Annotated in this window: 24 protein-coding genes and 1 pseudogene; 11 read left to right on the top strand and 14 right to left on the bottom strand. The window is 71.3% G+C overall.

Annotated elements, in window-relative coordinates; genetic code table 11:
- Nucleotides 1-6: 6 nt before the first annotated feature.
- Both ACZ7CD_RS26460 and ACZ7CD_RS26455 read right to left on the bottom strand, forming a co-directional pair.
- A complete protein-coding gene (locus ACZ7CD_RS26460) occupies nucleotides 7-1,173 on the bottom strand; it encodes a cytochrome P450 (protein ID WP_360393258.1) in 1,167 nt (388 codons plus the stop codon).
- Between the two features lie 25 nt (nucleotides 1,174-1,198).
- The gene (locus ACZ7CD_RS26455; protein ID WP_470379914.1) at nucleotides 1,199-2,227 is read right to left on the bottom strand and encodes a polyprenyl synthetase family protein; all 1,029 of its coding nucleotides are present in this window, start codon (nucleotides 2,225-2,227) and stop codon (nucleotides 1,199-1,201) included.
- A gap of 271 nt (nucleotides 2,228-2,498) precedes the next feature.
- Here ACZ7CD_RS26455 and ACZ7CD_RS26450 point away from each other — a divergent pair, with 271 nt between their 5' ends.
- Complete coding sequence (locus ACZ7CD_RS26450) at nucleotides 2,499-3,719, top strand: cytochrome P450 (RefSeq protein ID WP_458431524.1); 1,221 nt, start codon at nucleotides 2,499-2,501, stop codon at nucleotides 3,717-3,719.
- A 53-nt stretch (nucleotides 3,720-3,772) separates the two neighbouring features.
- Here the strand turns inward: ACZ7CD_RS26450 and ACZ7CD_RS26445 are convergent, their stop codons facing one another.
- Together ACZ7CD_RS26445 and ACZ7CD_RS26440 are read right to left on the bottom strand one after the other, a co-directional pair.
- Nucleotides 3,773-4,606 carry a methyltransferase domain-containing protein gene (locus tag ACZ7CD_RS26445; protein WP_458431526.1) on the bottom strand — a complete coding sequence of 278 codons (834 nt, stop codon included), beginning with the start codon at nucleotides 4,604-4,606 and terminating at the stop codon, nucleotides 3,773-3,775.
- Between the two features lie 88 nt (nucleotides 4,607-4,694).
- Entirely contained in the window at nucleotides 4,695-5,597 is a 903-nt protein-coding gene (locus ACZ7CD_RS26440) for an SAM-dependent methyltransferase (RefSeq protein WP_470379913.1), read from the bottom strand.
- A gap of 322 nt (nucleotides 5,598-5,919) precedes the next feature.
- Here ACZ7CD_RS26440 and ACZ7CD_RS26435 point away from each other — a divergent pair, with 322 nt between their 5' ends.
- A complete protein-coding gene (locus ACZ7CD_RS26435; protein ID WP_470379912.1) occupies nucleotides 5,920-7,731 on the top strand; it encodes a 1-deoxy-D-xylulose-5-phosphate synthase in 1,812 nt (603 codons plus the stop codon).
- 23 nt (nucleotides 7,732-7,754) lie between these two features.
- Here ACZ7CD_RS26435 and ACZ7CD_RS26430 read toward each other — a convergent pair whose 3' ends face one another.
- Nucleotides 7,755-8,045, bottom strand: a complete 291-nt coding sequence (locus ACZ7CD_RS26430) for a LuxR C-terminal-related transcriptional regulator (RefSeq protein ID WP_360393276.1) — start codon at nucleotides 8,043-8,045, stop codon at nucleotides 7,755-7,757.
- A gap of 471 nt (nucleotides 8,046-8,516) precedes the next feature.
- Here ACZ7CD_RS26430 and ACZ7CD_RS26425 point away from each other — a divergent pair, with 471 nt between their 5' ends.
- The 4 genes from ACZ7CD_RS26425 (at nucleotide 8,517) to ACZ7CD_RS26410 (ending at nucleotide 11,761) form a co-directional block, all read left to right on the top strand.
- The gene (locus ACZ7CD_RS26425) at nucleotides 8,517-9,158 is read left to right on the top strand and encodes a LuxR C-terminal-related transcriptional regulator (RefSeq protein WP_360393279.1); all 642 of its coding nucleotides are present in this window, start codon (nucleotides 8,517-8,519) and stop codon (nucleotides 9,156-9,158) included.
- Nucleotides 9,159-9,230: 72 nt separating this feature from the next.
- On the top strand, nucleotides 9,231-9,836 hold the full coding sequence (locus ACZ7CD_RS26420; protein ID WP_360393282.1) for a helix-turn-helix transcriptional regulator: 606 nt from the start codon (nucleotides 9,231-9,233) through the stop codon (nucleotides 9,834-9,836).
- 33 nt (nucleotides 9,837-9,869) lie between these two features.
- Nucleotides 9,870-11,006, top strand: a complete 1,137-nt coding sequence (locus tag ACZ7CD_RS26415) for a chorismate-binding protein (protein WP_470379911.1) — start codon at nucleotides 9,870-9,872, stop codon at nucleotides 11,004-11,006.
- A gap of 20 nt (nucleotides 11,007-11,026) precedes the next feature.
- A complete protein-coding gene (locus ACZ7CD_RS26410; RefSeq protein ID WP_470374994.1) occupies nucleotides 11,027-11,761 on the top strand; it encodes an aminotransferase class IV in 735 nt (244 codons plus the stop codon).
- A gap of 7 nt (nucleotides 11,762-11,768) precedes the next feature.
- Here the strand turns inward: ACZ7CD_RS26410 and ACZ7CD_RS26405 are convergent, their stop codons facing one another.
- Nucleotides 11,769-12,191: a MarR family winged helix-turn-helix transcriptional regulator gene (locus ACZ7CD_RS26405; protein ID WP_458431533.1), complete on the bottom strand. Its 423-nt coding sequence runs from the start codon at nucleotides 12,189-12,191 to the stop codon at nucleotides 11,769-11,771.
- Between the two features lie 81 nt (nucleotides 12,192-12,272).
- Between ACZ7CD_RS26405 and ACZ7CD_RS26400 the strand changes: the two genes are divergently transcribed.
- A complete protein-coding gene (locus tag ACZ7CD_RS26400; RefSeq protein ID WP_470374995.1) occupies nucleotides 12,273-13,067 on the top strand; it encodes an SDR family NAD(P)-dependent oxidoreductase in 795 nt (264 codons plus the stop codon).
- 86 nt (nucleotides 13,068-13,153) lie between these two features.
- On the opposite strand, the gene ACZ7CD_RS26395 is transcribed toward ACZ7CD_RS26400, so the two are convergent.
- Nucleotides 13,154-14,002, bottom strand: a complete 849-nt coding sequence (locus ACZ7CD_RS26395; protein ID WP_470379910.1) for an endo alpha-1,4 polygalactosaminidase — start codon at nucleotides 14,000-14,002, stop codon at nucleotides 13,154-13,156.
- A gap of 192 nt (nucleotides 14,003-14,194) precedes the next feature.
- Here ACZ7CD_RS26395 and ACZ7CD_RS26390 point away from each other — a divergent pair, with 192 nt between their 5' ends.
- Nucleotides 14,195-14,953, top strand: coding sequence for a DeoR/GlpR family DNA-binding transcription regulator (locus ACZ7CD_RS26390; RefSeq protein WP_470379909.1), 759 nt, complete (start codon nucleotides 14,195-14,197; stop codon nucleotides 14,951-14,953).
- A gap of 23 nt (nucleotides 14,954-14,976) precedes the next feature.
- On the opposite strand, the gene ACZ7CD_RS26385 is transcribed toward ACZ7CD_RS26390, so the two are convergent.
- Nucleotides 14,977-15,915, bottom strand: a complete 939-nt coding sequence (locus ACZ7CD_RS26385; RefSeq protein ID WP_470379908.1) for an NADP-dependent oxidoreductase — start codon at nucleotides 15,913-15,915, stop codon at nucleotides 14,977-14,979.
- A 128-nt stretch (nucleotides 15,916-16,043) separates the two neighbouring features.
- Here ACZ7CD_RS26385 and ACZ7CD_RS26380 point away from each other — a divergent pair, with 128 nt between their 5' ends.
- Nucleotides 16,044-16,541 carry a MarR family winged helix-turn-helix transcriptional regulator gene (locus ACZ7CD_RS26380; RefSeq protein ID WP_360393303.1) on the top strand — a complete coding sequence of 166 codons (498 nt, stop codon included), beginning with the start codon at nucleotides 16,044-16,046 and terminating at the stop codon, nucleotides 16,539-16,541.
- A 19-nt stretch (nucleotides 16,542-16,560) separates the two neighbouring features.
- On the opposite strand, the gene ACZ7CD_RS26375 is transcribed toward ACZ7CD_RS26380, so the two are convergent.
- Genes ACZ7CD_RS26375 through ACZ7CD_RS26350 form a run of 6 tightly spaced genes read right to left on the bottom strand, consistent with a single transcriptional unit; the run spans nucleotide 16,561 to nucleotide 21,904 of the window.
- Nucleotides 16,561-17,217, bottom strand: a complete 657-nt coding sequence (locus ACZ7CD_RS26375) for a hypothetical protein (protein ID WP_470379907.1) — start codon at nucleotides 17,215-17,217, stop codon at nucleotides 16,561-16,563.
- Nucleotides 17,218-17,246: 29 nt separating this feature from the next.
- Nucleotides 17,247-17,555: a hypothetical protein gene (locus tag ACZ7CD_RS26370; protein ID WP_470379906.1), complete on the bottom strand. Its 309-nt coding sequence runs from the start codon at nucleotides 17,553-17,555 to the stop codon at nucleotides 17,247-17,249.
- A 3-nt stretch (nucleotides 17,556-17,558) separates the two neighbouring features.
- A complete protein-coding gene (locus tag ACZ7CD_RS26365) occupies nucleotides 17,559-17,906 on the bottom strand; it encodes a hypothetical protein (protein ID WP_470379905.1) in 348 nt (115 codons plus the stop codon).
- Nucleotides 17,903-18,784: an immunity 49 family protein gene (locus tag ACZ7CD_RS26360; protein WP_470379904.1), complete on the bottom strand. Its 882-nt coding sequence runs from the start codon at nucleotides 18,782-18,784 to the stop codon at nucleotides 17,903-17,905. Before ACZ7CD_RS26360 ends, ACZ7CD_RS26365 begins: the two co-directional genes overlap by 4 nt.
- 44 nt (nucleotides 18,785-18,828) lie before the next feature.
- Nucleotides 18,829-19,683, bottom strand: coding sequence for an immunity 49 family protein (locus ACZ7CD_RS26355; RefSeq protein WP_470379903.1), 855 nt, complete (start codon nucleotides 19,681-19,683; stop codon nucleotides 18,829-18,831).
- Between the two features lie 46 nt (nucleotides 19,684-19,729).
- Entirely contained in the window at nucleotides 19,730-21,904 is a 2,175-nt protein-coding gene (locus tag ACZ7CD_RS26350) for a hypothetical protein (protein ID WP_470379902.1), read from the bottom strand.
- 4 nt (nucleotides 21,905-21,908) lie between these two features.
- Between ACZ7CD_RS26350 and ACZ7CD_RS26345 the strand changes: the two genes are divergently transcribed.
- On the top strand, nucleotides 21,909-22,148 hold the full coding sequence (locus tag ACZ7CD_RS26345; protein WP_470379901.1) for a hypothetical protein: 240 nt from the start codon (nucleotides 21,909-21,911) through the stop codon (nucleotides 22,146-22,148).
- A 117-nt stretch (nucleotides 22,149-22,265) separates the two neighbouring features.
- Nucleotides 22,266-23,059 (top strand): annotated as a pseudogene (locus ACZ7CD_RS26340) (hypothetical protein); the annotation flags it as partial.

Raw genomic sequence — 23,059 nt, 5'->3', positions numbered from 1 at the left:
TCCCAATCACCAGGTCACCGGGAGTTCGACCAGACCGCCGATCAGCGTGTCGGTGCGCAGCGCCAGCTCGTCCACGCCGACGGCCAGGCGCAGCGACGGGAACCGCGCGACGAGCTGGGTGAGCACCACCTGCAGCTGCATCCGCGCCAGTGCCGCCCCCACGCAGTGGTGCGCGCCGTGCCCGAACACGAGGCTGGCCGCGGTGTCGCGCGTGACGTCGACCCGGTCGGCGCCGGGGAAGACCGCCTCGTCGTGGTTGGCCGCGATGATGTTCAGCAGCACCGGGTCACCGGCCCGGATCGTGACCCCGTCGACGTCGAGGTCGGTCACCGCGTACCGGGGCATGCCACCGTTGTGCGGGTTCGGCATCGACAGCCGCAGCGTCTCCTCGACGGCACCGGGCACGAGACCGGGGTCGGCCACCAACGCCCGCCACTGGTCCACATCGGACAACAGCAGCAGGGTGCTCGTGCCGATCCGGGCCACCGTGGTCTCGTAGCCGCCGAACAACAACAACGCGGTCAGCCCGAGGACTTCGTCGTCGGTGATGCCCTCGGTCGCGCAGATCCGGGAGATCGCGTCGTCACCGGGGGTGCGCCGCTTGTCGGCGACGAGCTGCCGGCAGTAGCCGAACAACCCGCCCAGCCCCTGCTTGGACCGGACCGGGTCACCGACGCCGGCCGCGTCCCTGGTCCAGCCGCCGAAGCGGTCCTTGTCCTCCTGCGGCACGCCCAGCCACTCGCACATCACCTGGATCGGCAACGACAGCGCCACCGCCTCGCGCAGGTCCACCGGCGGCGTCCGCTCCGCGAGCCGGTCGAGCAGCTGTCCGGTCTGCTTCTCGACGTACGGGCGCAGCTCCGCCATGCGTTCGGGCGAGAAGTGCGGTTCCAGCAGCGCGCGCATCCGGGCGTGGTCGGTGGCGAAACCGCCCAGCAGGCTCGCGAGCAGCGCCGAGCTGGGGTCCTGCGCGGCCGGGTCGGGGTTGGTGCGGCTCAGCCGGTCGTCGTCGAGCAGCTGACGCACGTGGGCGTGCCCGGTGACGAGCCACGCCGCGCCGCCGTCGGGGGTGCGCACCCGGTGGACCGAGCCCTGGGACTGCAGCTCGCGCAACCGCGGTGCGAGCCGCAGCACGTCCTCCTGCTCGAACGGCAGTTGAACCGGGGTACTCACTGACGACCTCCGCCGGGATCGAGGTTCACGGGGTGCGGTGGACGATGCGGTCGAACAGGGCGGCCAGCTCGGCCGCCGCCGCGGGGGTCAGCCCGGCGCGTGCGAGGTGCGCCAGTGCCGAGTCGAAGTGCTGGCGGGAGGTCCGCTCGGCGGTGCGGCGACCGCCGGACTCCTCGACGAGGTCGGCCATCTCCCGCAGGTGCGCCGCGGAGGTGTCGTCGGACTCCCACAGCCCGAGCAGCCGCTCGCCGGCCGGGCCACCGGTCGCGAGCGCGGCCAGCACGGGGAAGGACGGGTTGCGCCGCCCGATGTCGCCGCGGACGGGCTTGCCGGTCACCGCGGGGTCGCCCCAGACGTCCTCGACGTCGTTGGCGATCTGGAAGGCGAGGCCGAGGTGCCTGCCCGCGCCGCGCAGGGCGGCCACGACGTGGTCCGCGCTGCCCGCCCGCAACGCCGGTGTCACCAGGGCGCACTCCAGCAGCGCGGACGTCTTCTCCTCCACGATCCGGTCGTACGCGGCGACTCCGGCGTCCGGGCCCAGCCGGACGGTGAGCTCGCGGGACTGGCCGGAGAGCACCAGCCGGGTGGCCTCGGCGAACGCGCCGGCGATCTCGGCACGGCCGGGACCGGGGTCCTCGACGACCATCTGGATGCTCAGCGCCTGCAACGCGTCCCCGGCGAGGATCGCGAGGCCCGTGCCGAACACCCGCCACGTCGCCGGCCGCCCGCGCCGCAGGTCGTCCGCGTCGATGATGTCGTCGTGGACCAGGGTCGAGTTGTGCAGCAGCTCCAGTGCCGCCGCCGGGGCGAGGACGTCCTCCGGTCGCAGCCCGACCCCCGCTGCCGCCGCCATCATCAGCGACGCGCGGGTCAGCTTGCCGCTCGCGGCGTCGCTGGGCGCACCGTGCTCGTCGGTGAAACCGAGGTGGTAGGAGCTGATCCTGGCCAGCGCCGGTTCCAGCGCGGACACCTGCTGGCGGACGACGGGCAGTACCGCGGCCCGCACCGTCGCCGGCGACAGGAGCGCGGTCGACGAGGTGCCGGGTGTGCTCATCGGATTTCCCTCCGGCGCTCGAATTGAATACCGAAAAAACGCCACTGGTTCGCTGAGTGGTGCTCGGGATTTCGAGCGGTGGTTCCGATCAGCATCCTGAACGACCCGCTCCCGCGGTGTCAACGACTCGGCGCGCACACCCGTTCGACTTTGGGAAAAACCCCAATGTGCGCGGAGTGCGACCGGGAACTGGATATTCTGCGGATTGGTGGCTGCTGGTTCCACTGACAGCTGGAGAGGCGAAATGGCTGTGTCAGCCGATTCCGGGAAAGTGCGCGAAGGCAGGCCGTTCGACCCGTACGGCGAACACCGCGACGACCCGTACGAGTTCCTGGCCGGCATCGGGGACGACGAGCCGGTGTTCTACGCGCCGCTGCTCGACGCGTGGTGCGTCAGCCGGCGCGAGGAGCTGCTCGCCGTGCTGAAGGACGACAAGAGCTACTCGGCGCGCGACCACAACCCGCGTCCGAAGGTGAAGCTGCCCGACGACGTGGCCAGGATGTTCAAGACGTGGCGCGGTGACGGTGGCCTGGGCGTCGGCTCACTCGACCCGCCCGCGCACGCCAGGGTCCGCGAGGTGCTCAACATCGGGTTCACCCCGGCCAAGGTCAGGGCGTTCGAGCCCACGATGCGCAAGATCGCCGCGGAGCTCGTCGAGCGGGTCGCGGCCGACGCCGAGTTCGACCTCATCGAGGCGTTCGCGGTGCCGTACGCCCTTGAGGTGATGTGTGCGCGCCTCGGGGTGCCCGACGACTACCTCGACCGCTGCCGGCTGTGGTCGGAGCAGCGCATCGAGCTGATGATGCTGCAACGCGACACCGACCCCGAGCTGCTGCGGGAGTGGGCGCAGGGACTGGTCGACTTCGGCGCGTTCGCCCGCGAGCTCGCGCGGGACCGGCTGGCGCACCCGCAGGACGACCTGATCAGCGAGCTGCTGCACGACGGCAGGGCGGGCAACACGCTCACCGCCGACGAGGTCGCGGTGCAGATCCCCACGCTGATCTTCGCGGGCCACATGACCTGTGCGGAGGCGCTCGGCACGATCGTGTACCACCAGCTGCGGTCGCCCGGTGGCTGGGCGGAGGTCGCCGACGGCACGGTCGACACCCGCGACCTCGTCGAGGAGGGGCTGCGGTTCGACGCCCCGCTGGCGGGCATGTACCGGACGGCGACCCGTGACGTGGTGGTCGGTGACGTGCACCTGGCCGAGGGGAGCAGGCTGCTCCTGCTGTACGGCACCGCCGGCCGGGACAGCCGCGTCCACGCCTGCCCCGCCGCGTTCAGCCCGGGCAGCGGGTCGTCCTCGCACCTCGCGTTCGGGCACGGCATCCACTTCTGCCTCGGGGCGTCGTTCGCCCGTGCGGAGCTGGAGGTCGCTGTGCAGGCCATCGCCGCCAGGATGCCGGGCCTGACCATGGCGCCGGGGCAGTCGCACCGGCACAAGCCGGTGTTCCCGCTGCGGGCGTTGACCGAGCTGCGCGTCCGGCAGTGACGACGGGAGAAGAGCCCCGGCCAGGAGTGGCCGGGGCTCTTCTCGTCGTCAGGTCAGGCGCGGACCGCGGTGACGTAGATGTAGCCGCTCTCCGGGATGGACCCGAACCGGCGCACGAAGTCGATGAGCGAATCGGCTTGTTCGGCGCCGACCAGGTCGGCGAGCTTGTCGCGGACCGTCTCGAAGGCGTCGGCCATGAGCAGGAGGGTGCGGATCACGTTGTCGGTGATGTCGCGGACCTCCACGTCGACGAAACCGGCGGCGGCGAGGTTGCGCTCGTACTCGTCGATCGTGCCCAGGGTCGTCACGCCGTAGTTGGCCTTGACGTGGTCGATGACCACCTGTCCCTCGGGGGTGATCGGCTCGCGCTGGACGACGTCGGCGACCACGAGCCGGCCGCCGGGGCGCAGCACGCGGGCGGTCTCGGCGAGCACCCGGCCGCGGTCGGGCATGTGCCACATCGACTCGAACGCCCAGGCCGCGTCGAACGAGCCGTCGGGGAACGGCAGGTCCATGGCGTCGGCGAACTGGAACGTGGCCTTGTCGCCGAGACCGGCCGCGACGGCGTCGTCGTTCGCCTGCTCCACCTGCAGGTGGCTGATGCTGATGCCCACCACGTGCACGTCGCTCGTGCGGACGAGCCGCCGCGCGGGGTGGCCGATGCCGCAGCCGATGTCGAGGACCCGCTGGCCGGGCTGCGCGGCCAGGCCCGAGATCATCAGGTCGGTCAGGCGGTCGGTGGCGACCTCGACGGAGCTGTCGTCGGCGTCGTCCTCCCAGTAGCCGTAGTGGATGTTCGGTCCCCACACGGAGCGGTAGACCCGGCCGAACCCGTCGTACACGTTGCGGACCTCGGCGTGATGGGCGGGAGTCTGGTCGATCGTCATGACGAACTCCGAATCGTCGGGAACGGGGTGGACATGCGGACGCTCGGCCGGGGAGTTCCGGCCGAGCGCGGGTGCGGAGCTTTCTCCTTCACTTCTTCTCGAAGCGCAGGAAGCCGAGCGTCAGGCCGCCCGCTCGCCATTCGGCGCCCTGCGCCTGGTTCGCCAGCAGGGAGATCCGCATGTTCCTGCGCTCGACCGCCGAAAGGCTGTCGTCGGTGTCGAGGACCGCCTTCGTCCAGGCGGCGCTCTCCTCCCAGAACGGCGCGGTCTCCGCCGTGACGTCGACCTCGTCGACCAGGGCGAAGCCCGCCGCCTCCGCGGCCTGCACGTACTCGCGCACCGGGACCGGCTTGCAGTAGAAGTACTCCGCCCACACGTCGGCACCGCCGGGCCGGGTCGTGAACACCTCCTCGATGCACACGCTGCCACCGGGGCGGATCACGTCCGCCAGCCGCTGGAACCACTGCGGGCGGTTGAAGTAGCCGCTGCTCTCGATCGCCACCGCCGCGTCGTAGGGGCCGTCGTCCACGCTGAGCCGGTTGGCGTCGCAGACCAGCGAGCGGACCTTCCCGCCCACGCCGGCCTCCCGCGCGAAGCCCTCGACGATCGGCGCGTGCTCCGGCGCGTTGGTGACCGCGGTGACGTCGGCGCCGTACTCCTGCGCCCAGAACAGCGAGCCGCCGCCCAGACCGCAGCCGACGTCCAGGACCTTGCCCGACAGCCGGTGCTCCGCGCCCCAGACCTTCGCCGCGTACTGCAGCAGGCCCTCCTGGTGGACGCGGATGCTGCTGCGGATGTCCTCCGGGCTCGCACCGGGCGCGTGCGCGGGCGTCCGGCTGTCCGGGTAGTAGCCCACGTGGTAGTGAATTCGCGGGCCAGGACCGTACTTGCGCACGAGCTTGGCGGTTTTGCCGTCGTAGTACTGGCCGACTACCCGTACCTCGTCCTGGGGGTCCAGCGCTGCCAGAGGTGAACTTGGAAGATTTGACACGGTCACTTCTCCAGGGCTCGGTTGCCGACGACTGCGTTGGTGGATGGCCTGTGGACCGAATTCCTCGCGAATAGCGAGCGGATTCCATCGTGGAGGCGCCGTCCGGGTGGTGTCAACGACGCCGGAGTGCGCGGGATCGACTTTGGGAAAAACCCCAAAGGAACGCGGAGGTGGGACTGACCGGGACTATTCTGCGGATTGGTGGATTCTGCGCGACACCGGAAAACTGCGTCCGGGAACGGGCCGGGAATGAGGCGCGGACCCGCGTGACCGGTCAGGACCGATCGAGAGCGACCACACCCGATGAGGAGCTCTGTTCGACATGGCGCTGCTGGAAACCGTGCGCGACCCGGCGCGGCTGCGTGAGCTGACCGCCGCGCAGCTGCGCGACCTCGCCGGCGAGATCCGCGCGTTCCTGGTCGACCGGGTCTGCGCGAGCGGGGGACACCTCGGCCCCAACCTCGGCGTGGTGGAGCTGACCATCGCGCTGCACACCGTCTTCGAGTCCCCGCGCGACCGGGTGCTGTGGGACACCGGGCACCAGGCGTACGTGCACAAGGTCCTGACCGGTCGCCAGGCCGGGTTCGACCGGCTGCGCCGTTCCGGTGGCCTCTCCGGCTACCCGAACCCGGAGGAGTCCGAGCACGACCTCGTGGAGAACTCGCACGCGTCCACCGCACTGTCCTACGCGGACGGACTGGCACGCGCGGACGCCCACCTCGGGCGGCGTGACCGGGCGACCGTCGCGGTCGTCGGCGACGGTGCGCTGACCGGTGGCATGGCCTGGGAGGCGCTCAACAACATCGCGGGCGGGCCGGACCGGCCGCTCGTCGTCGTCCTCAACGACAACGGCCGGTCCTACGCGCCGACGGTCGGCGGGCTCGCCCGGCACCTGGCCGACCTGCGCGCCGGCGGCGGGCCCGGTGTGTTCGAACAGCTCGGGCTCGGCTACCTCGGCCCGGTCGACGGTCACGACATCGCGGCCGTGCAGGACGCGCTGCGGCACGCGGCCGCCCTGGCCCGGCCGGTCGTCGTGCACGTGGTCACGGCCAAGGGCAAGGGGTTCCGCCACACCGAGGACAACGACCTGGACCTCGGGCACGCCGTCAAACCGATGGACCCGCGGACCGGCCAGCCGCTGCCGGCTTCCGGCCGGTCGTTCACCTCGGTGTTCGCGCAGGAGCTGGTCGAGCTGGCCGAGCGACGGGCCGACCTGGTCGCGATCACGGCCGCCATGGCCGAGCCGACCGGCCTGCTCCCGTTGCAGCGCAAGCACCCCGAGCGGGTGATCGACGTCGGCATCGCCGAGCAGCACGCGGTCACGATGGCCGCGGGGCTCTCGCTGGGCGGCGTGCACCCGGTGGTGGCGATCTACTCGACGTTCGTGAACCGCGCGCTGGACCAGGTGCTGATGGACGTCGCACTGCACCGGCGCCCGGTGACGTTCGTGCTCGACCGGTCCGGGGTGACCGGTGACGACGGGCCGAGCCACAACGGCATGTGGGACCTCTCGGTGCTGCAGGTCGTGCCGGGGCTGCGGATCGCGGCACCGCGTGACGGCGCCCGGCTGGCCGAGCTGCTGGCCGAGGCGGTGGCGTGGTCGGAGGGCCCGACGCTGCTGCGGTTCCCCAAGGGACCGGTCGGCCCCGACCTGCCGGCCGTCGCCACGTTCAACGGTGTCGACGTGCTGCGCCGCTCCGGTCCGTCGGACGTGCTGGTCGTCGCGGTCGGGGCGCTCGCGGGGCTCGCGCTGGCGGTCGCGGACGGCGTGCGCGCCCTGGGCATCGGTGTGACCGTGGTGGACCCGCGGTGGGTCACGCCGGTCAACCCCGCGCTGGCCGACGTGGCCCGCCGGCACCGGCTCGCGATCACGGTCGAGGACAACAGCCGCGCGGGCGGTGTCGGTTCGGCGATCGCGCAGACGTTGCGGGACAACGACGTCAGCACCCCGTTGCGGGAGTTCGGCATCCCGCGGCGGTTCCTGAGCCACGGTTCGCGGGCGGAGGTGCTCGCCGCCTGCGGGCTGACCGCGCAGGACATCACGAGGGCCGTGGTGGACCTGCTGGCCGGCCTCGACGCGGCGCCGGTCGGCATCGACGACGCCGGCGCCGTTCACGCGGGGGAGGAGCGGTGACGACCGCCGGGGCGGTGTCGCGATCAGTCCACGGTGTCGCACGCGACCCGCGGTGGCCACGTGTCGGCGCGCAGGATGTCGAGGACGAACGCCCTGGACACCAGCGCCACCCGGTTCGGCGCCTGCAGCTTGTCCGACATGACGCGGACGTGGTAGTCGACGGTCTTCGGGCTGAGGTAGAGCTCCCTCGACAACCGCCCGCTGGAGAATCCCGCGGCGACACCTTCGAGGATCCTGGCCTGCAGCGAGCTGGGCGTCCAGCAGTTCGCCGGTCGCTGCTCGCGTTTCCACTTGTCGTTCTGCCCGTGGTGCATGACACCCACCCATTCCCGTGCAGCCGGTGACCGCGGGTTGAATCGGGGACCGATCCCAGAATTACCGTGGCGACCAGCAATGGTCAAGTGACGGCGTCAAGTGATCCTGCGGGGCCTCCCGCGGCGTTGTCAACGATGTCGGCGCAGCCGGTCGAATGACTTCCCCTTGGGGATCAGACCGGTGCCCCTTGGGGAACGAGGTGGGCAAACTCGCAGGTGGGGAGGTTTGAACCGTGATGTTCTGCCGGTCGGCAACGTTGTCGGCCAATCCGGCGAACCGGGCATTCCGGAGGTCCAGGGAGCCGGTGTGCTGTCAACCTGCGCACTCGCGTAGGAAACCAATGTCCGATGCTGCGGACGAGTGGTGCGGGACGCATTCTTCGGGACGCCAATTGATACGACCTTGGTGGCCTCGGTGATGTGTCGTACGCTCGGAGTCGCCTGAATTCTTTTGCGGGAGAGGAAAGAAGAATGGGCGTCACACGCGTCGTCGTGTGTTGTGCGGACTTCATCGCGAGAACCGGCGTCGTCATCTCCCTGCGTTCCTTCCCCGAGGTCGAGGTGCGCGAGGAGGCGGCGCTGGCCGCGGCTGCGGCGCGGCAGGGGGCGGACGTGGTCGTCGCCGTCGCCGACCGGCTCTCCGTGGACGTGGCCGCGGCGTTGCGGCAGCTGCGGCAGCTCCTCGACCGGCCGGTCGTCCTGGTGGTGCGGGAGGTCGAGCAGGTCGACGTGGTGCTGGCGGTCGACTGCAACGTCGTGGCCGTCCTGCCCGCCGCCGAGTTCACCGCCGACCGGCTGCACACGGCGGTGCTCACCGCGGCCCGCGGCGGCGCGGTGCTGCCGTTCGCGCTGGCCGGCGACCTCGTCCGGCACGTCCGGCGGGTGCACGCGGAGCTGCTCGACCCCCACGGCCTGCGCGCCTCCGGGCTCAAGCCCAGGGAGGTGGAGGTCATCGAGCTCATGGCCGACGGGCACGACACCGCGGAGATCGCCGCCAAGCTGAGCGCCTCCGAGCGGTCGGTCAAGAAGCTGATCCACAACGTCACGAGCAGGCTCAACCTGCGCAACCGGCCGCACGCGGTGGCCTACGCGCTGCGCCACGGCGTGATCTGAGCCCGCAGTCCGGCAGTGCCGCCGGTTCCCGGTGTTCTCGACGCTTTCGACGTTCCGACGTGAGGTGCAGCGATGGTCGCGGCGACGGTCCTGGTGCAGGCGCGGGACCCGATCACCCGTGCTGGGCTGGTCGGTTTCCTGCGCGCGAGGAGGGAGGTCGAGGCGCACGGCGACCCCTACGACCGCTACGACGTGGCGGTCGTGGGGGCGAGGCGGTTCTCCGCCGAGGTCGCGGCCGAGGTGTACGGGGTGACGGCGGGCACCGTGCCGGCGGTCCTGGTCGTCGACGAGATCGGCACCGCGGACCTGAGGTCGGTCGGGACCAACGTGGTCACCGTGCTGTCCCGGCGCCGGATGACCGGTGCCGAGCTGGTCCGCGCCGTGCTGGCCGCGGTGGTGAGCGGCGACGAGACGCTGGGCGAGCGGCGCAGGCGGCTCGCCGAGCAGGTCGAGGCGATCACCCGCGCCCCGGCCGGCGCCGCGGAGGCGGAGTTCACCCAGCGGGAGGTCGAGGTGCTGCGGCTCACCGCGGAGGGGTGCAGCACGGCCGAGATCTCCGCGCGGCTGCACCTGTCGGAACGGTCGATCAAGCAGACCGTCTTCGGCATCACGACCCGGCTGAACTTCCGCAACCGGTCCCACGCCGTGGCCTACGCGCTCAGAACCGGGGTGATCTGACCGCCGCCGCCCCGCCCACAGGTGAGGTCTCCGATGAGTACCCATGAGCGCAGCGTGCCCTTCGCGGGCGACGCGCTGGAGGCGGCCGCGGCACTGGCCCGCACCGCCGCCGAACCGCACGTCGTCCACGAGAACGGCGCCACCGTGCACTTCGCGGAGGGCGAGGCCGAGACCGTCACCGGCGGGCTCGCCGACGTGGCCCGCCTGGCCGGGCGCACCGCCTACGGCTGGGTGTCGTTCGAACGCACCGGCCACCTCGCCGTGCCGCGCGCCGAGGTCCGGTTCGCCGACGGCACGGCGGTGCTGCGCGCGGACGACGAGGCCGCGCTGGACGTGCTGGAGAAGCGGCTCGCCGACGTGTCCACTGTGTACGTGGTCGAGGCCGGGGTGCGCGCACCGGTGGAGACGCACGGTGCCGAGGAGTACCGCTCGGCGGTCGGCGCGGCGGTGGCCGACATCCGGGCGGGCCTGCTGGACCGGGTGGTGCTGTCCAGGACCGTGCCGGTGCCGGGGGAGGTCGACTTCGCGGCGACCTACCTGGCCGGGCGGCGCGGTGGCGACCCGGCGCGGTCGGCCCTGCTGCGCCTCGGCGGCTGGGAGGTCCTCGGTTTCGACCCCGAGGTCGTGACGAGGGTCGACACCGCCCGCGGCCTCGTGACGCAGGCGCTGGCACCGTCGAGCGGCGACCCGGTGTTCGACGTGGCGTGGCGGGAGGAACCGAGCCGTGCCGCCGGTGCGGTGTTCGAGCGCGCGGTCGCGGTGCGCCTGGCCGCCGCCGAGCTGGCCGGCGTGTGCGAGCCGGGTTCGGTGCGGGTGGCGCAGTTCCCGGCCGCCGAGGTCACCGGCGCGCTGTCGGTCGGTCGCACGTCGTGGGACGCGCTGGCCGCGCTGCTGCCCGCCGTCACGGCCTCGGGGGTGCCGAAGGCGCGGGCGTGCGCGCTGATCGACCGGGTCGAACCCGAACGCGGCCTGTACGGCGGCGCTGTCGTCCTGGTCGAGCCGGACGGTTCGCTGGACGCGGTCCTGGTGCTGCGCGGTCTGTTCCGGCACGGCGGCCGCACGTGGCTGCGCGCCGGTGCGGACGTGGCGGCGAAACCCGGCTGTGCGCTGGAGGAGACGACCGAGAAGCTGCGCAGCGTCTCCCGCTTCCTGGTTCCGTTGTGCGCGTAGGGGCGTGGGCGAGGGGAGACGTGGGCACCTTCCTGTGGCGGGACGGCCGGCTGGCCGAGGACCCCGGTGAAGCCGCGCTGCTGGTGGCGGACTCGTGGCTGGTCTCGGACGGCGTGACGCGCGCACTCCCGTTGCACCACGACAGGTTCGTGTCGTCGTGCGAGCGCGAGGCCGGGCTCGGCGCGGCGGCGGTGCGCCGGTTCCTGGACTCCGCAGCCGGTGCGGTGCCGCGCACCGGCCGCTGGTTCCCGCGCGTCGAGTGCGGTGCCGACCACCGGCTGCGGCTGCGGTTGCGACCGGCTCCCGAGCCGTCGGCGGAGGTGGTGCTGCTGCCGCACCCAGGCCCGGACCCGCGCCGCCACCCGCGGACGAAGGGGCCGGACCTGGTGGCGATGCAGGCGTTGCGCGTGTCGGCGGCCTCCGCTGGTGCGGACGAGGTGCTGCTGTGCACCGGCACCGGCACGGTCCTGGAGGGCGCGCTCAGCTCGGTCGTGTGGTGGCGCGGGGACCTGCTGTGCGTCCCCGACCCGAGCCTGCCCGTGCTGGACAGCGTGACACGCCGGTTGGTCGTGGACCTGGCCGGTCGGCAGGGCGTGGCGGTGCGGCCGGAGCGGTGCGATCTGGCCTCTTTGGACGGTCTGGAGGTGTGGAGCCTCGGCGCTCTGCACGGCATCCGCGCCGTGACCGGGTGGCGGGGGTGCGGGCTGACGGCCGGTCCCGCCGTGCGGGCGGACGAGTGGCGCGCGCTGCTGTGACCCGGACTCACCCCTCGGGCTGAAGGACGCGGCCCAGCAACGCCGTGAGCTGCCGCAGCTCGCCCTCGTCCAGCCGGGCCAGCGGAGTGTTCTCCAGCGCGGCCCGCACCACCTCGTCCCGCACCCGCCGCCCCTTCGCGGTGAGGCTCAGCACCCGCGACCGCCGGTCCGCCGGGTCGACGCTGCGCTCCACGAGTCCCCGGTCGAGCAGCTGGCCGGTGACGAACGTGAGGTTCGGCGCGTTGCAGTGCAGCCGCTCGGTCATGACCTTCATCGACGGCGGCGGCTCTGCCGGGTCGATCGCCCACAGCGCCTGGAAGGTCGCGGTGGTCAGGCGGTGCTCGGCCAGCACCGGCCCGAGCCGGTCGGCCGTGCGCATCCACACGTCGTGGGTGGCGGCCAGTGCCGCGGTGAGGTCGGCCGCCGTCATACCGGCATCCTACCTTTGCTTCGAGTCTCGAAGTGTTCTGCTAGCGTGAGTACTTCGAGTCTCGAACTGGTGGAGGTTGTCGTGAGGCACGAGTACCGCGGTGTCACCGCACTGGTCACCGGCGCGTCCAAGGGGCTGGGCCGCGCGCTCACCCTCGACCTGGCACGCAGAGGAGCGCGCCCGGTCCTGCTGGCCCGCTCGGAGTCCGGCCTGCGCGAGCTCGCCGCCGAGATCGGTGGTGCGGAGGTCATCACCGCCGACCTCGCCACCCCCGACGGCCCGCGCCGGGTGCTCGCCGAGCTGCGCGCCCGGGACCTGACCGTCGACCTGCTCGTGAACAACGCCGGCGCGGGCAGCGCCGGCCCGTTCCTCGACCGCCCGCTCGAACCCCAGCTGCGGTCGCTGCACCTGAACGTCGCCGGCCTCGTCGAGCTGACCCACGCCATCGGCCGCGACCTGGTCGCACGCGGCACCGGCGGCATCGTGAACGTCTCCTCGACCGCCGGCTTCCAGCCCCTGCCCTACCAGGCCACCTACGCCGGCACGAAGGCGTTCGTCCTGTCGTTCACCGAGGCACTGGCCGAAGAGCTGCGCGGCACGGGCGTGCACGTCATGGCCGCCCACCCCGGTGCGATCGCGACCGGCTTCTTCGACGGCACCACGGCGTCGATCAACCCGCGCTTCGCCGACTCACCGGAGTCCGTCGCGCGCAGGCTGCTCGACGACTACGCCCGGCGCCGCACGGCGTCCTACCCCGGCCGGGGGCTGACCCGCGCGATCACGTGGGTGCCGCGCCTGCTGCCGCGTGCGGCGGTGGCGAAGGCGGCCGGGGCGATGAACCGCGGGCTGCGGCTGCACGAGGTGGTCGACGTCTGACCCGCCGGCCGCAGGCCGATCGCGGTGGCGCCGCGCCGCGTCGCGCACGAGGAGGAGCGGCCCCGCGACCGGGGCCGCTCACGTGGTCAGCAGTGGTCGAACGCGTAGCCGGGGTCGTTCGGCCCGACGAGGAAGCGGTCGCGCAACGTCGTGACGGCCGGGGTGTCCGGGTCCCCGCACACCTCCTCGAACGTACCGCGCAGGTCGTCGGTGTACTCGACGTCCATGACGTTCTTCCCGTAGACGTCGCTGTAGGACGAGCACTCCTCCCAGCGGTGGCACTCCTCCGACACGGCGAAGTCGAAGCCGACCTGGGACTTCGCCTGGGCGGCCTGTTCCGCGGAGTTCTTCTGGCCGATCGCGAGGTTCCTGCCGTGCGCGCGGTCGGCGAGGAGCTTGGCGTAGGCGAGGTTGTCGCCCACGGTCAGCTTGCCGCGGGAACGCAGGTACGAGTCGAGGTTGTCGACCTCGACGGCCTTGAAGCCCTTGTTCGCGCACAGGTCGATGGTGGCGCCGATGATCGAGGCGAGCTCGGTGCGCTTGGCCGGGGTGGAGGTGTCGAGCAGGAACTCGTCCGGCCAGCCGGGGTCGACGACCGGGTTGCCGGAGGAGTCCTCGAGCAGCAGGTGCCTGCGCTGGTTCAGCCAGAGGCTCTTCTCGCCGGGCTGGGTCTGGAACCCGTTGACGTAGCAGATCGAGTAGACGCTCGCGGGTGACGCGCTGCTGTCGCGGGTCACCAGGGTCACGCCGGCCGGAGGGGTGTAGGCCGCGCCGAGCTGGTAGTCGAGCACGCCGCTGGTCGGCGGTTTCTCGATGGCGGCGGCAGCGGACGGCTCGACCGCGGCGCCGGCCGAGGCCGGGGGCCCGGCGGCGCAGGCGGTCAGTGCGGCCGCGGCGAGCGCGGCCCCGGCGAGGGCGCGGGCAGGGGAGGCCATGGACGCCACACTCCTTGATCGCTCAGTTGGTGATCGGATGTGAGCGACTGTAGCGAGGAAGGCCTAATGAGACCGCTGACCAATCATATTTGATCAGATCAGTTGCTTATTTGATTGTTTCCAGTTCGGTGTCCGCCTTCGGTACATCGTTTCGCGCCTAAACGGACACAATTTGTGCGCTATTCTGATCGAATGCGTCAAGAGCAGCGCCTCGCCACGATCCTGGAGAGGCTCGCCGAGTCGGGCTCGGTGACCGTCACCGAGCTGGCGGAGGACCTGGGCACGTCCGTCGCGTCGATCCGCCGCGACCTCCAGTCGCTGGAGGAGCAGAAGCTGCTCAAACGCACCCACGGCGGCGCGGTCGCGGCCGAGGTGATCTACGAGCTGCCGCTGCGCTACCGGGTGGGCCGGCGCGAGGAGAAGCGCCAGATCGCCGAGGCCGCCGCGAGGTTCGTGACCGGGTCCGTCCACTCGGTCGGTCTCAACGGCGGCACGACCACCACCGAGCTGGCCCGCCTGCTCGCGGTCGCCCGCCAGCTCAAGATCGTGACGAACGCCCTCAACATCGCCTCCGACCTGTGCCCCCGCCCGACCATCGACCTGGTGGTCACCGGCGGCGGCGTGCGCCCGGAGAGCTACGAGCTCGTCGGCCCGATCGCCGACCGCGCGCTCGCGGGCATCAGCCTGGACGTGGTGTTCCTCGGCGTGGACGGCGTCGACGCCCGCGGCGGCATCACCACCCACGACGAGGTCGAGGCCCACACCGACCACTGCCTGCTGCGCACCGCCGACCGCGTGGTCGTGCTCGCCGACGGCTCGAAGGTGGGCAAGCGCGCGTTCTCCCGCATCGCCGCGATCACCGACGTGCACGTGGTGGTCACGGACTCCTCCGCCCCGGCCGCGGACCTCGACCGCCTGCGCGCGGCCGGTGTCGAGGTCGTCGTCGCCTGACCCCACCGCCGTCGTCGTCCTCCTCAGTCCCCGGTGCCGACGAAGACGACGACCTTGCCGGCCACCGCACCCGCGGCGTGCAGCGCGGGCAGCTCGGCGAGCGGCACCCGCTGACCGACGTCGATGAGCAGCTCGCCGCGGTCGACCAGCCCGACCAGCCGCGCCAGCTGCTCGGCGTCGCTGCGGACGTAGAGGTCGATGCCGCGCACGTCGCGTGCCTCGTCGGAGGGCGCGGGCATCCACACCGTGGTGTTCACGACGACCCCGCCCGGCCGCACCAGCGTGACGAGCGCGGCCAGTTCCTCCGGGGCGACCGGCGCCAGGTTGAGCACGAGGTCGACCGGCTCGGTGACCGCCGCGGTCACGCTCGTGGCGGTGTGGTCGACGACCTCGTCGGCCCCGGCGGTACGCACGGCCTCGGCACTGCGCGGGCTGGCCGTGGCGATGACGTGCGCACCGGCACCCTTGGCCAGCTGCACGGCGTGCCCGCCGACCGCTCCACCCGCGCCGTTGACCAGCACCCGTTGCCCGGCCTTCAGCCGGCCGTGGTCGAACAGCGCCTGCCACGCGGTAAGCCCCACCACGGGCAGTGCGGCGGCATCGGCCAACGGAATCCCCTTGGGTGCCCGTGCCAGTGCCTCCGCCGGTGCGAGCGCGTACTCGGCGGACGCACCCGGCTTGGTCATCGGCAGGAAGGCGACAACTTCGTCACCGACGGACCAGCCGGTCACGCCCTCGCCGAGCGCGTCGACCGTGCCGGCGACGTCGAGACCGGGCGTGTGCGGCAGCTCCACCGGGATCGCCCCCTGCATGAAGCCGGCGCGGATGTTGCCGTCGACGGAGTTGAACGACGTGGCGACCACCCGGACCCGCACCTCGCCGGCACCGGGCTGCGGCTGTTCCGCGTCCTCGTGGCGCAGGACCTCGGGGCCGCCGTACTCGTGGAAACGCACTGCCTTCATGGCTCTCCCACTTCCGCTGTTGTGCTTCGAACTCGAAGCAACTGAGGACGACGCTACAGCCTGCTTCGAATTCGAAGCAAGAGATGTGCTCGCTGTCACTTCGAATTCGAAGCAGTAGACTGCCGGGCATGCCCGCCCCACCGCCGTCGCTCGACCCGGCCCAGCTCGGCGCGTACTTCACGCTCGTCGAGGTGACGAGCCTGCTGCGGCACGCGGTCGAGCAACAGCTGAAGGAGGCCGGCGACCTCAGCTACGTGCAGTTCCAACTGCTGGCCCGCCTCGGCGACGCGCCCACCGGCAGCCACCGCATGACCGACCTCGCCGACGGCGTCGTCTACAGCCGCAGCGGCCTGACCTACCAGGTCGGCCTGCTGGAGAAGGCGGGCCTGGTCACCCGCACGCAGTCACCCGACGACGAACGCGGCGTCACGGTCACCATCACCGACACCGGCCGCACCCTGCTCGCGCAGGTGCTCCCCGGTCACATCGAGGTGGTCAGCGGCCTGCTCTTCGACCGCCTGTCGCCCGATGACGTCCAGACCCTCGCGGACCTGCTGACCCCGGTCCGCGACCACATGCGCGCGGCCCCGCCCCGTTCCGCGGCACCGCGCCGGCGCAAGCGTTGACCAACACGCCCGGTGTCTCTCAGTCGACCTGGTGGGTCAGACCCGCTTCCTCGACCTTGCGGTCGCGGTCGAACTGGAGGAACCTCAGCGCCTCGCCGCGTCCGCCGTTCTGCCAGCGTTCGAGCAGCTCTTCGTAGAAGGGGAGCGACTTGGTGAACTTGCCGTGTTCGTTGATGTAGTCGATGACCTGTCGCAGCGGTTCTTCCGGTGAGCCGGTGTCGAGCACGACGCGGTATCCGGGCGCCAGCATCCAGTAGTACGGCGGGCGCCTCTGCTCGACGGGACGTTGCATCGACCTGTCAGCGGCGCCGGCGAACTTCTCCACCGTCCACTTGTCGAACAACGGCAGCGCCGCGTTGTGCGCGAAGTCGTGCAGCACCTGCCCGGCTTCCGGGGACCGCAGGTCGACTCGCCTCGGCCCGCCCCGCACCTCGTCCATGCGTAGCCCGAACGTCCTGGCCCACCGGAAACTCTCGAGGACCAGCGGTTCGACAGCGGCCTGGAACCAGCCCTCCTCGGAGAACGAGCTCCGCTCGAAGCCGATCCACGAGACGGTCCAGTCCCGCGGCTCCCGGACCAGCACGGTGAGGTCGCCACGACCTCGCACCGACCACTGGCCCGGCAGTTTCCGGGCCAGCTCGTGCCAACGTTCTTCCAGCTTCAAGACTTCACCCACCGCAAGTCCGCGAACTTCTCCTGCACGAGTCAGCTGGGAAGCAGGTGGGTCAGACCCGCTTCTTCGACCTTGCGGTCGCGGTCGAACTCGAGGAACCTCAGCGCCTCGCCGCGTCCGCCGGTCTGCCAGCGGTCAAGCAGCTCTTCGTAGAACAGGAGCCCACTCCGGAACGCCTCCCGCTCGGTGCAGTAAGCGATGATCTGCCGCAGAGGGTCCTCTGACGAGCCGGTGTCGAGGACAAGGCGACAACCCGGTGCCATCAACCAGTAGTGCGGTGGACGCCTGCGGTCAACGGGCCGCAGCAACGACTTCTCGGCCCCGCTCGCAAGCTCCTCCACCGTTCACTGGTCGAGCTCCGGAAGCGCCGCGTTGTGCACGAAGTCGTGGAGCACCTGGCCGGCGTTGTCCGACCAGAGGTTCACGCCGAGCGGACCGCCGCGCACCTCGTCCATGCGCATCCCGTAGGACAGCGCCCATCGGAACCGGTCGAGCACAAGAGGTTCGACAGCCGCCAAGAACCAGCCTTCGTCGGAGTACGCGCTCTTGTCGAAGCCGATCCACGAGACGGTCCAGTCCCACGGCTCCTGGACCAGCACCGTCTGCGCGCCCCGGCCACGCAGAGACCACCGGCCCGGTAATGACGGCGCCAGTTCCCCGGCGAGCTGGTGCCAGCGTTCGCGGAGCTTCACCGAGGTACGACCGGTGGGCAGGAGGTCCGGTACTCGCCGACCCACGAGCCGAGCACGAGGTGCTTGGGCAGGTAGTCCGATTCGACCTCTACGTTCAACCCGGAGTCCTTGGCGATGCACGCGAGCCCGAGCGGAGCCAGCGCGACGAAGCCGCGCGGGTTGTCGGCCAGTTCGCTGTCCTCTGTCCAGTGAACTTGGAACTGTTCCAACGCTTGTGCGAGCGCTTCGTTGAACTCGCGTTCGTGCTTGCTGCGCGTCAGGTTCAGGAAGGCGTTCATCACCGGGAGAACCAGGCGTAGTGCGTAGTCCGGCGTGCTGACCGTCAGTCGTTCGGGGTCGGTGGCGGCCATCGCCTCGGCGAACACCTCGGCCATGCCGGGCTCGTTCCTGGTGAACATCTGCAGCGTGCGGGCCCACAACGCGTCGAGTTCCTCGTACTGTTCGCCCGACGCCTTGATGATGTCCAATGGCATCGAGGCGAGCAGGTCGAGGCACTTCCTGTCGCGGATGATCGCCGCGAGCCAGAAGGCGTCCAGCCACCGCTTGAAGTTCGCGTAGCGCACCGGCCCGGTCGCGGGGATGTGCACTGTTCGCTCACCGATCAGCCATTCGACCGTGCCCTCGGCTGCGCCGGCCGCGGCGAAGATGCCGGTGGTGACCTGCATTGCCTGGACAACGGCGTCCCAGGTCGTCAGGTTCTCCGCAGTCGGGTCGAGCACTGTGGCGTAGCCGAGTCGGCTGAGGGCGGCCGGGTGCAACACGCTCAGCCGCTCTGGCGACTGCTCGACGCTCGGCGCGCCCTCTGGAACAACCGTGACGTAGTACTCCAGCTGCTCCTCGGCCCACTCGGCGTCGGTTGGATGGCGGGGGACCTTCATCGTTCAGCCATCGTCCGACGCACGAGTTTCAGGAACACCAGCGGTCACGAGGTCCGGTACTCGCCGACCCACGAACCGAGCAGCAGGTGCTTGGGCAGGTAGTCCGACTCGACCTCGACGTTCAGACCGGAGTCCTTGGCGATGCACGCGAGCCCGAGCGGGGCCAGGGCGATGAGCCCGCGCGGGTCGTCCGCCAGCTTGCTGTCCGCGGTGAAGTAGGCCTTGTGCTGTTCGAGGGCCTGCACGAGCGCTTCGTTGAACTCGCGCTCGTGGTTGCTGCGGAGCATGTTGAGGAACGTGTTCATCACCGGGAAGGCAAGCCGCAGTGCGTAATCCGGCGTGCTGACCGTCAGTCGTTCGGGGTCGGTGGCGGCCATGGCTTCGGCGAACACCTCGGCCATGCCTGGCTCGCTCAGCGTGAACATCTGCAGCGCGCGGACCCACAAGGCGTCCAGCTCTTCGTACTGGTTACCCGACGCCTTGATGGTGTCCACCGGGAACGAGGCGAGCAGGTCGAGGCACTTCTTGTCGCGGACGATCGCCGCGAGCCAGAAAGCTTCCAGCCACCGCTTGAAGTTCGCGAATTCCACTGGGCCGGTCGCGGGGATTTGGACCGTCCGCTCACCGATCAGCCACTCGACGGTGCCTTCAGTGGCACCGGCCGCGGCGTAGATCCCGGTGGTGACCTGCATTGCCTGGACAACGGCGTCCCAGGTCGTCAGGTTCTCCGCGGTCGGGTCGAGCACCGTCTCGTAGCCGATCCGGTCGATCGCGCTCATCTGCAGCACTGGCAGGCGCTCGGCCGACTGCTCGACGCTCGCCGCGCCTTCCGGAACAACCGTGACGTAGTACTCCAGCTGCTCCTCAGCCCACTCGGCATCGGTCGGATGACGCTGCACGGTGACCACCTGGAAACTCACTCTCCCGCGAGGTGTGGGGCTTCAGTCACTGGAACTTCTTCATCTTGTACCCATCGTAGACGTCACGGGTGCCGTTGCCACCGGGGATCGGCTCCTGCTTGACCTGCGCCTTGACGTGCACGTATTCGGCGTTGTGCGGGTAACCGGCAAGGATCTTCCTGGCGAGGTCGCGTTCGACTTTCAGCGCGTCCTTGTGAGCCTGGATTTCTGCGTCGGTTGCGCCACGGGAGCGCATTTTCGTCTCCAGCTCCGGCGTGAGCCGGTTCCCCTGCATCTCGCGAAGGATGCTTCGCGCGTAGTTGGGATGTCCCTGCATGTAGAGCTCGCCGTCAGTCCAGCGACGAGGCGTGAGCGTGCCGTTGGGACCCTTGGCCTCGACCAGCACGTACTTGGTGCCGCCGTTGCCGTCGGGCACCTCCCAGATCTGGTCGAAGCGCCCAGATCCGCCGAGGTTCGGGTCGAGTCGTGTGGTCGGCGAGCCGAACTCGACCGGGATGGCGTTCTCTCCGGCGAGGTCGCCGAGACGTTCGCCTTCCTTGGTCTGCCGCTCGAAGGCGTCCCGCTTGGCCTCTGCGGTCTCCTCGGTCGGTGAGCTGTTGTGGTCCTTCTTGGCCTGATCGAGGTCCTCGATCGCTTTCTGCCTGTTCTCGACTGCCTTCTCGACGTCTTTGTCCTGCTTGCCGCGGTTGCCGTCGGTGTAGTCGTCGATCTCGCGCTCGCCCGCTCGCCTGGTGGACTCCCAGTCCTTGTCCGGGTTGTTCGGATCCGGTTGGTACTTGCCGCTGATCGCGGTTTCCTTCTCGGTCTCGATGAACTGGCCGTCCTTCTCGCGGATCTTCGGAATGGGGTCGCCGGAAGCGTCCGTTTCGTTGATCTGCTTGCGGTGCCAGCCGTCGGCCCGTTCGTTGTAGTACTTCGCGCGGTAGTCCGGATCTTGGATCCGGTCCTTCATCGGGATGTTGTTCTCGGGCTTCTCGACCTCGACGACGTTGGTCTTGTCGACCTTGCCCGGCCGGTCCTTGGCGTCGGTGGGGTCGAGGCCGTCCTTGTCCTTCGGGTCGGTGCCGGGTGCGAACCCGTCCTCGCTCGCCTTGGACTTCGTGCCGTCCGGGTGGTGGGTCTCCCACTCGCCGTTCGGCGGGATCTTCGGCTGGCGGGTGCCGTCAGGGCCGATCTCCGCGTCACTGGTGAACACCCGGCCCCGGCTGTCCGTCCACGCGGGCTTGGTCGGTGCGACGACCGGCGCGTCGAGGTGGCGGGACAGCTGCTGGGCGAAGTCGTTGCTGCCCGCGTCGCAGCCGATCAGGCGGACCGGGCGACTGCCGTCGTAACCGCCGCGGCGCAACATGTCCGCGTACTCGGCGGGGGTGTAGTCGTGTCCGCCGATGCGAGCCCGCCCGTCCGGCGTGATGTGCACGTCGGCCGTGAAGAACCGCGGGTCGTCCGGCACGCGGTGCGGCAGGTCGCCCATGTCCGGGTCACCGCCGTGGTGCGACACACCGGCGGGCGTCTGCTCGGCGTGGCGCTCGTGCGCGGTGGCCGGGTCGGGCCGCTCGTCGGCGTGGCTGGTGGGCGTGTCGCCGTCCGGTCGGCCGTCCGCGTCGTGGTGGCCGGGGCCGTCGGGCTTGTTCGCGTCGGGGTGCGTCCCATCCGGACGACTGCCGTCGGGGTGAGTGCCGTCTGGCCTGCTGTCGGGACGGGTTCCGTCGGGACGAGCGCCGTCGGGGTGGATGCTGCCGGGATGCGTGCCGTCAGGACGAGTGCCGTCCGGGCGGGACGTGTCGGGGCGGGAGCCGTCGGGGCGGTTGTGGGGCTGTCCGGGTGCGTCGGGGCGCTGGCCGGGATGGGGCGTGGGGTTGTCGAAGCCGCGGGGGCGTGCGCCGTCGGGGTGGTTGGGGCCTGGACGGTGCGGTGTGGGGGAGTCCGGCCTGCTCGGGCCGTTGGGGTGGCCGCCGGGGGCGTCGGTGCGTGGGCGTGAGGCGTCCGGGCGGGGGCCGTCGGGGCGTGAGCCCGGGGTGTCGGGGCGTCCGCCGGGGCTGTGGGTGCCTGGGGTGTGCGGGGTGCCGGCGTGCGGGGCGTTCGGGCTGCCGGGGGACGGCGAGAAGCCCTGCTGCTGGGGCACGTGCGGGCTGTTCGGGGAGTTCGGGGTGGTGTGCGGGGCGTCGGCGTGGGGGGTGGCCGACTGCGGGCGGGTTGGCACGTCCGTGCGGCCTGCGGCCGAGGTCGTTCCCGGGCCCTGCGGTGCGTCGGGGGAGTGCGGGGCGTTCGGGCTGTGCGGTGCGCCGGGGCCCGAAGGCGCGTGCGCGGTGGAGGGGCCGCCGTGGGGCGCGCTCGGTGCCGAGAGTGCGTTCGGTGCCGACGGGCCGTTGTGGGGCGCGCTCGGGCTGTGGGGCGCACTTGGTGCCGAGGGTGCGTTCGGTGCCGAGGGGGTGCTGGGGCTGTGAGGGGCGCTCGGAGCCGAAGGCGCGCTCGGGCCGCCGTGGGGAGCGGTTGGGCTGTGCGGGGTTACTGGGCTGGAAGGCGCGTTCGGCGACGACGGGGTGTTCGGGCTGTGCGGCGCGTTGGGAGTGCTGGGAGCCGACGGCGCGGTGGGACCGCTGTGGGGCGCGCTCGGGGCCGAAGGTGCGCTCGGGGTGCCCGCGTGCGGCGCGGAGGGTGCGCTGGGCGAGTGCGGGGTGTTCGGGGAGGACGGGCTGAAGTTCGGCTGCGACGGCGCGGGCGGGCGGGCCGAGGAAGGTGACGTGTCCGGTGTGCGCTGGGACGGCATGCCGGAGCCGGTGTCGCCGCGAGAGCCGGGGGTGCCGGTCCAGCCCTGGTTGCCGGTGCCGGGGCGGCCTGCGGTGGGGGAGGACGGGGTGTTGCCGCCGGCGTTCGGGGTGCTGCCCATCGGGCCTGACTGGGACGACGACGGGGTGGTGTCCGGGGTGCGCGGGGGCTGCGGGGCGTGGGGGACGTCCGTGCGCGGCGGGGCCTCGGGGGTGGCGACCGAGGACTGGGTGGTCTGGCCGGTGTTGCGCGGAGGTGCTGCCGGGGCGTCCGGAGTGGACGGGGCATCCGGCGTGCGGGACGGGCTCGGGGTCGACGACGGCGACGGGCTGTCGGGAGCGCGCGAAGGGCCGTCCGGAGTCGACGACGGTGACGAGGGAGAAGAAGGTGACGACGGTGACGAGGGAGACGACGGCGACGGCGAGCTGTCCGGAGACGAAGGCGACGAGGGTGAAGACGGCGAGGACGGTGAAGACGGCGAAGACGGTGAAGAGGGCGAAGAGTCCGGAGTGGACGAAGACGGCGAACCGGAGTGCGACCCCGACGGAGACCCGGACGGCGTCAGGTCCGGAGAGTTCGTGCTGTGGAA

The organism is Lentzea sp. NPDC036949 (genome assembly GCF_055608075.1).
This window is presented reverse-complemented; position numbering and strand designations above follow the sequence as displayed.

What these genes read in the sequence shown, in the direction of transcription:
- ACZ7CD_RS26455 (WP_470379914.1), bottom strand. Translation starts at nt 2,227, where the DNA reads ATGAGCACACCCGGCACCTCGTCGACCGCGCTCCTGTCGCCGGCGACG.
- ACZ7CD_RS26445 (WP_458431526.1), bottom strand. Translation starts at nt 4,606, where the DNA reads ATGACGATCGACCAGACTCCCGCCCATCACGCCGAGGTCCGCAACGTG.
- ACZ7CD_RS26435 (WP_470379912.1), top strand. Translation starts at nt 5,920, where the DNA reads ATGGCGCTGCTGGAAACCGTGCGCGACCCGGCGCGGCTGCGTGAGCTG.
- ACZ7CD_RS26430 (WP_360393276.1), bottom strand. Translation starts at nt 8,045, where the DNA reads ATGCACCACGGGCAGAACGACAAGTGGAAACGCGAGCAGCGACCGGCG.
- ACZ7CD_RS26425 (WP_360393279.1), top strand. Translation starts at nt 8,517, where the DNA reads ATGGGCGTCACACGCGTCGTCGTGTGTTGTGCGGACTTCATCGCGAGA.
- ACZ7CD_RS26420 (WP_360393282.1), top strand. Translation starts at nt 9,231, where the DNA reads ATGGTCGCGGCGACGGTCCTGGTGCAGGCGCGGGACCCGATCACCCGT.
- ACZ7CD_RS26415 (WP_470379911.1), top strand. Translation starts at nt 9,870, where the DNA reads ATGAGTACCCATGAGCGCAGCGTGCCCTTCGCGGGCGACGCGCTGGAG.
- ACZ7CD_RS26405 (WP_458431533.1), bottom strand. Translation starts at nt 12,191, where the DNA reads ATGACGGCGGCCGACCTCACCGCGGCACTGGCCGCCACCCACGACGTG.
- ACZ7CD_RS26395 (WP_470379910.1), bottom strand. Translation starts at nt 14,002, where the DNA reads ATGGCCTCCCCTGCCCGCGCCCTCGCCGGGGCCGCGCTCGCCGCGGCC.
- ACZ7CD_RS26390 (WP_470379909.1), top strand. Translation starts at nt 14,195, where the DNA reads ATGCGTCAAGAGCAGCGCCTCGCCACGATCCTGGAGAGGCTCGCCGAG.
- ACZ7CD_RS26385 (WP_470379908.1), bottom strand. Translation starts at nt 15,915, where the DNA reads ATGAAGGCAGTGCGTTTCCACGAGTACGGCGGCCCCGAGGTCCTGCGC.
- ACZ7CD_RS26380 (WP_360393303.1), top strand. Translation starts at nt 16,044, where the DNA reads ATGCCCGCCCCACCGCCGTCGCTCGACCCGGCCCAGCTCGGCGCGTAC.
- ACZ7CD_RS26360 (WP_470379904.1), bottom strand. Translation starts at nt 18,784, where the DNA reads ATGAAGGTCCCCCGCCATCCAACCGACGCCGAGTGGGCCGAGGAGCAG.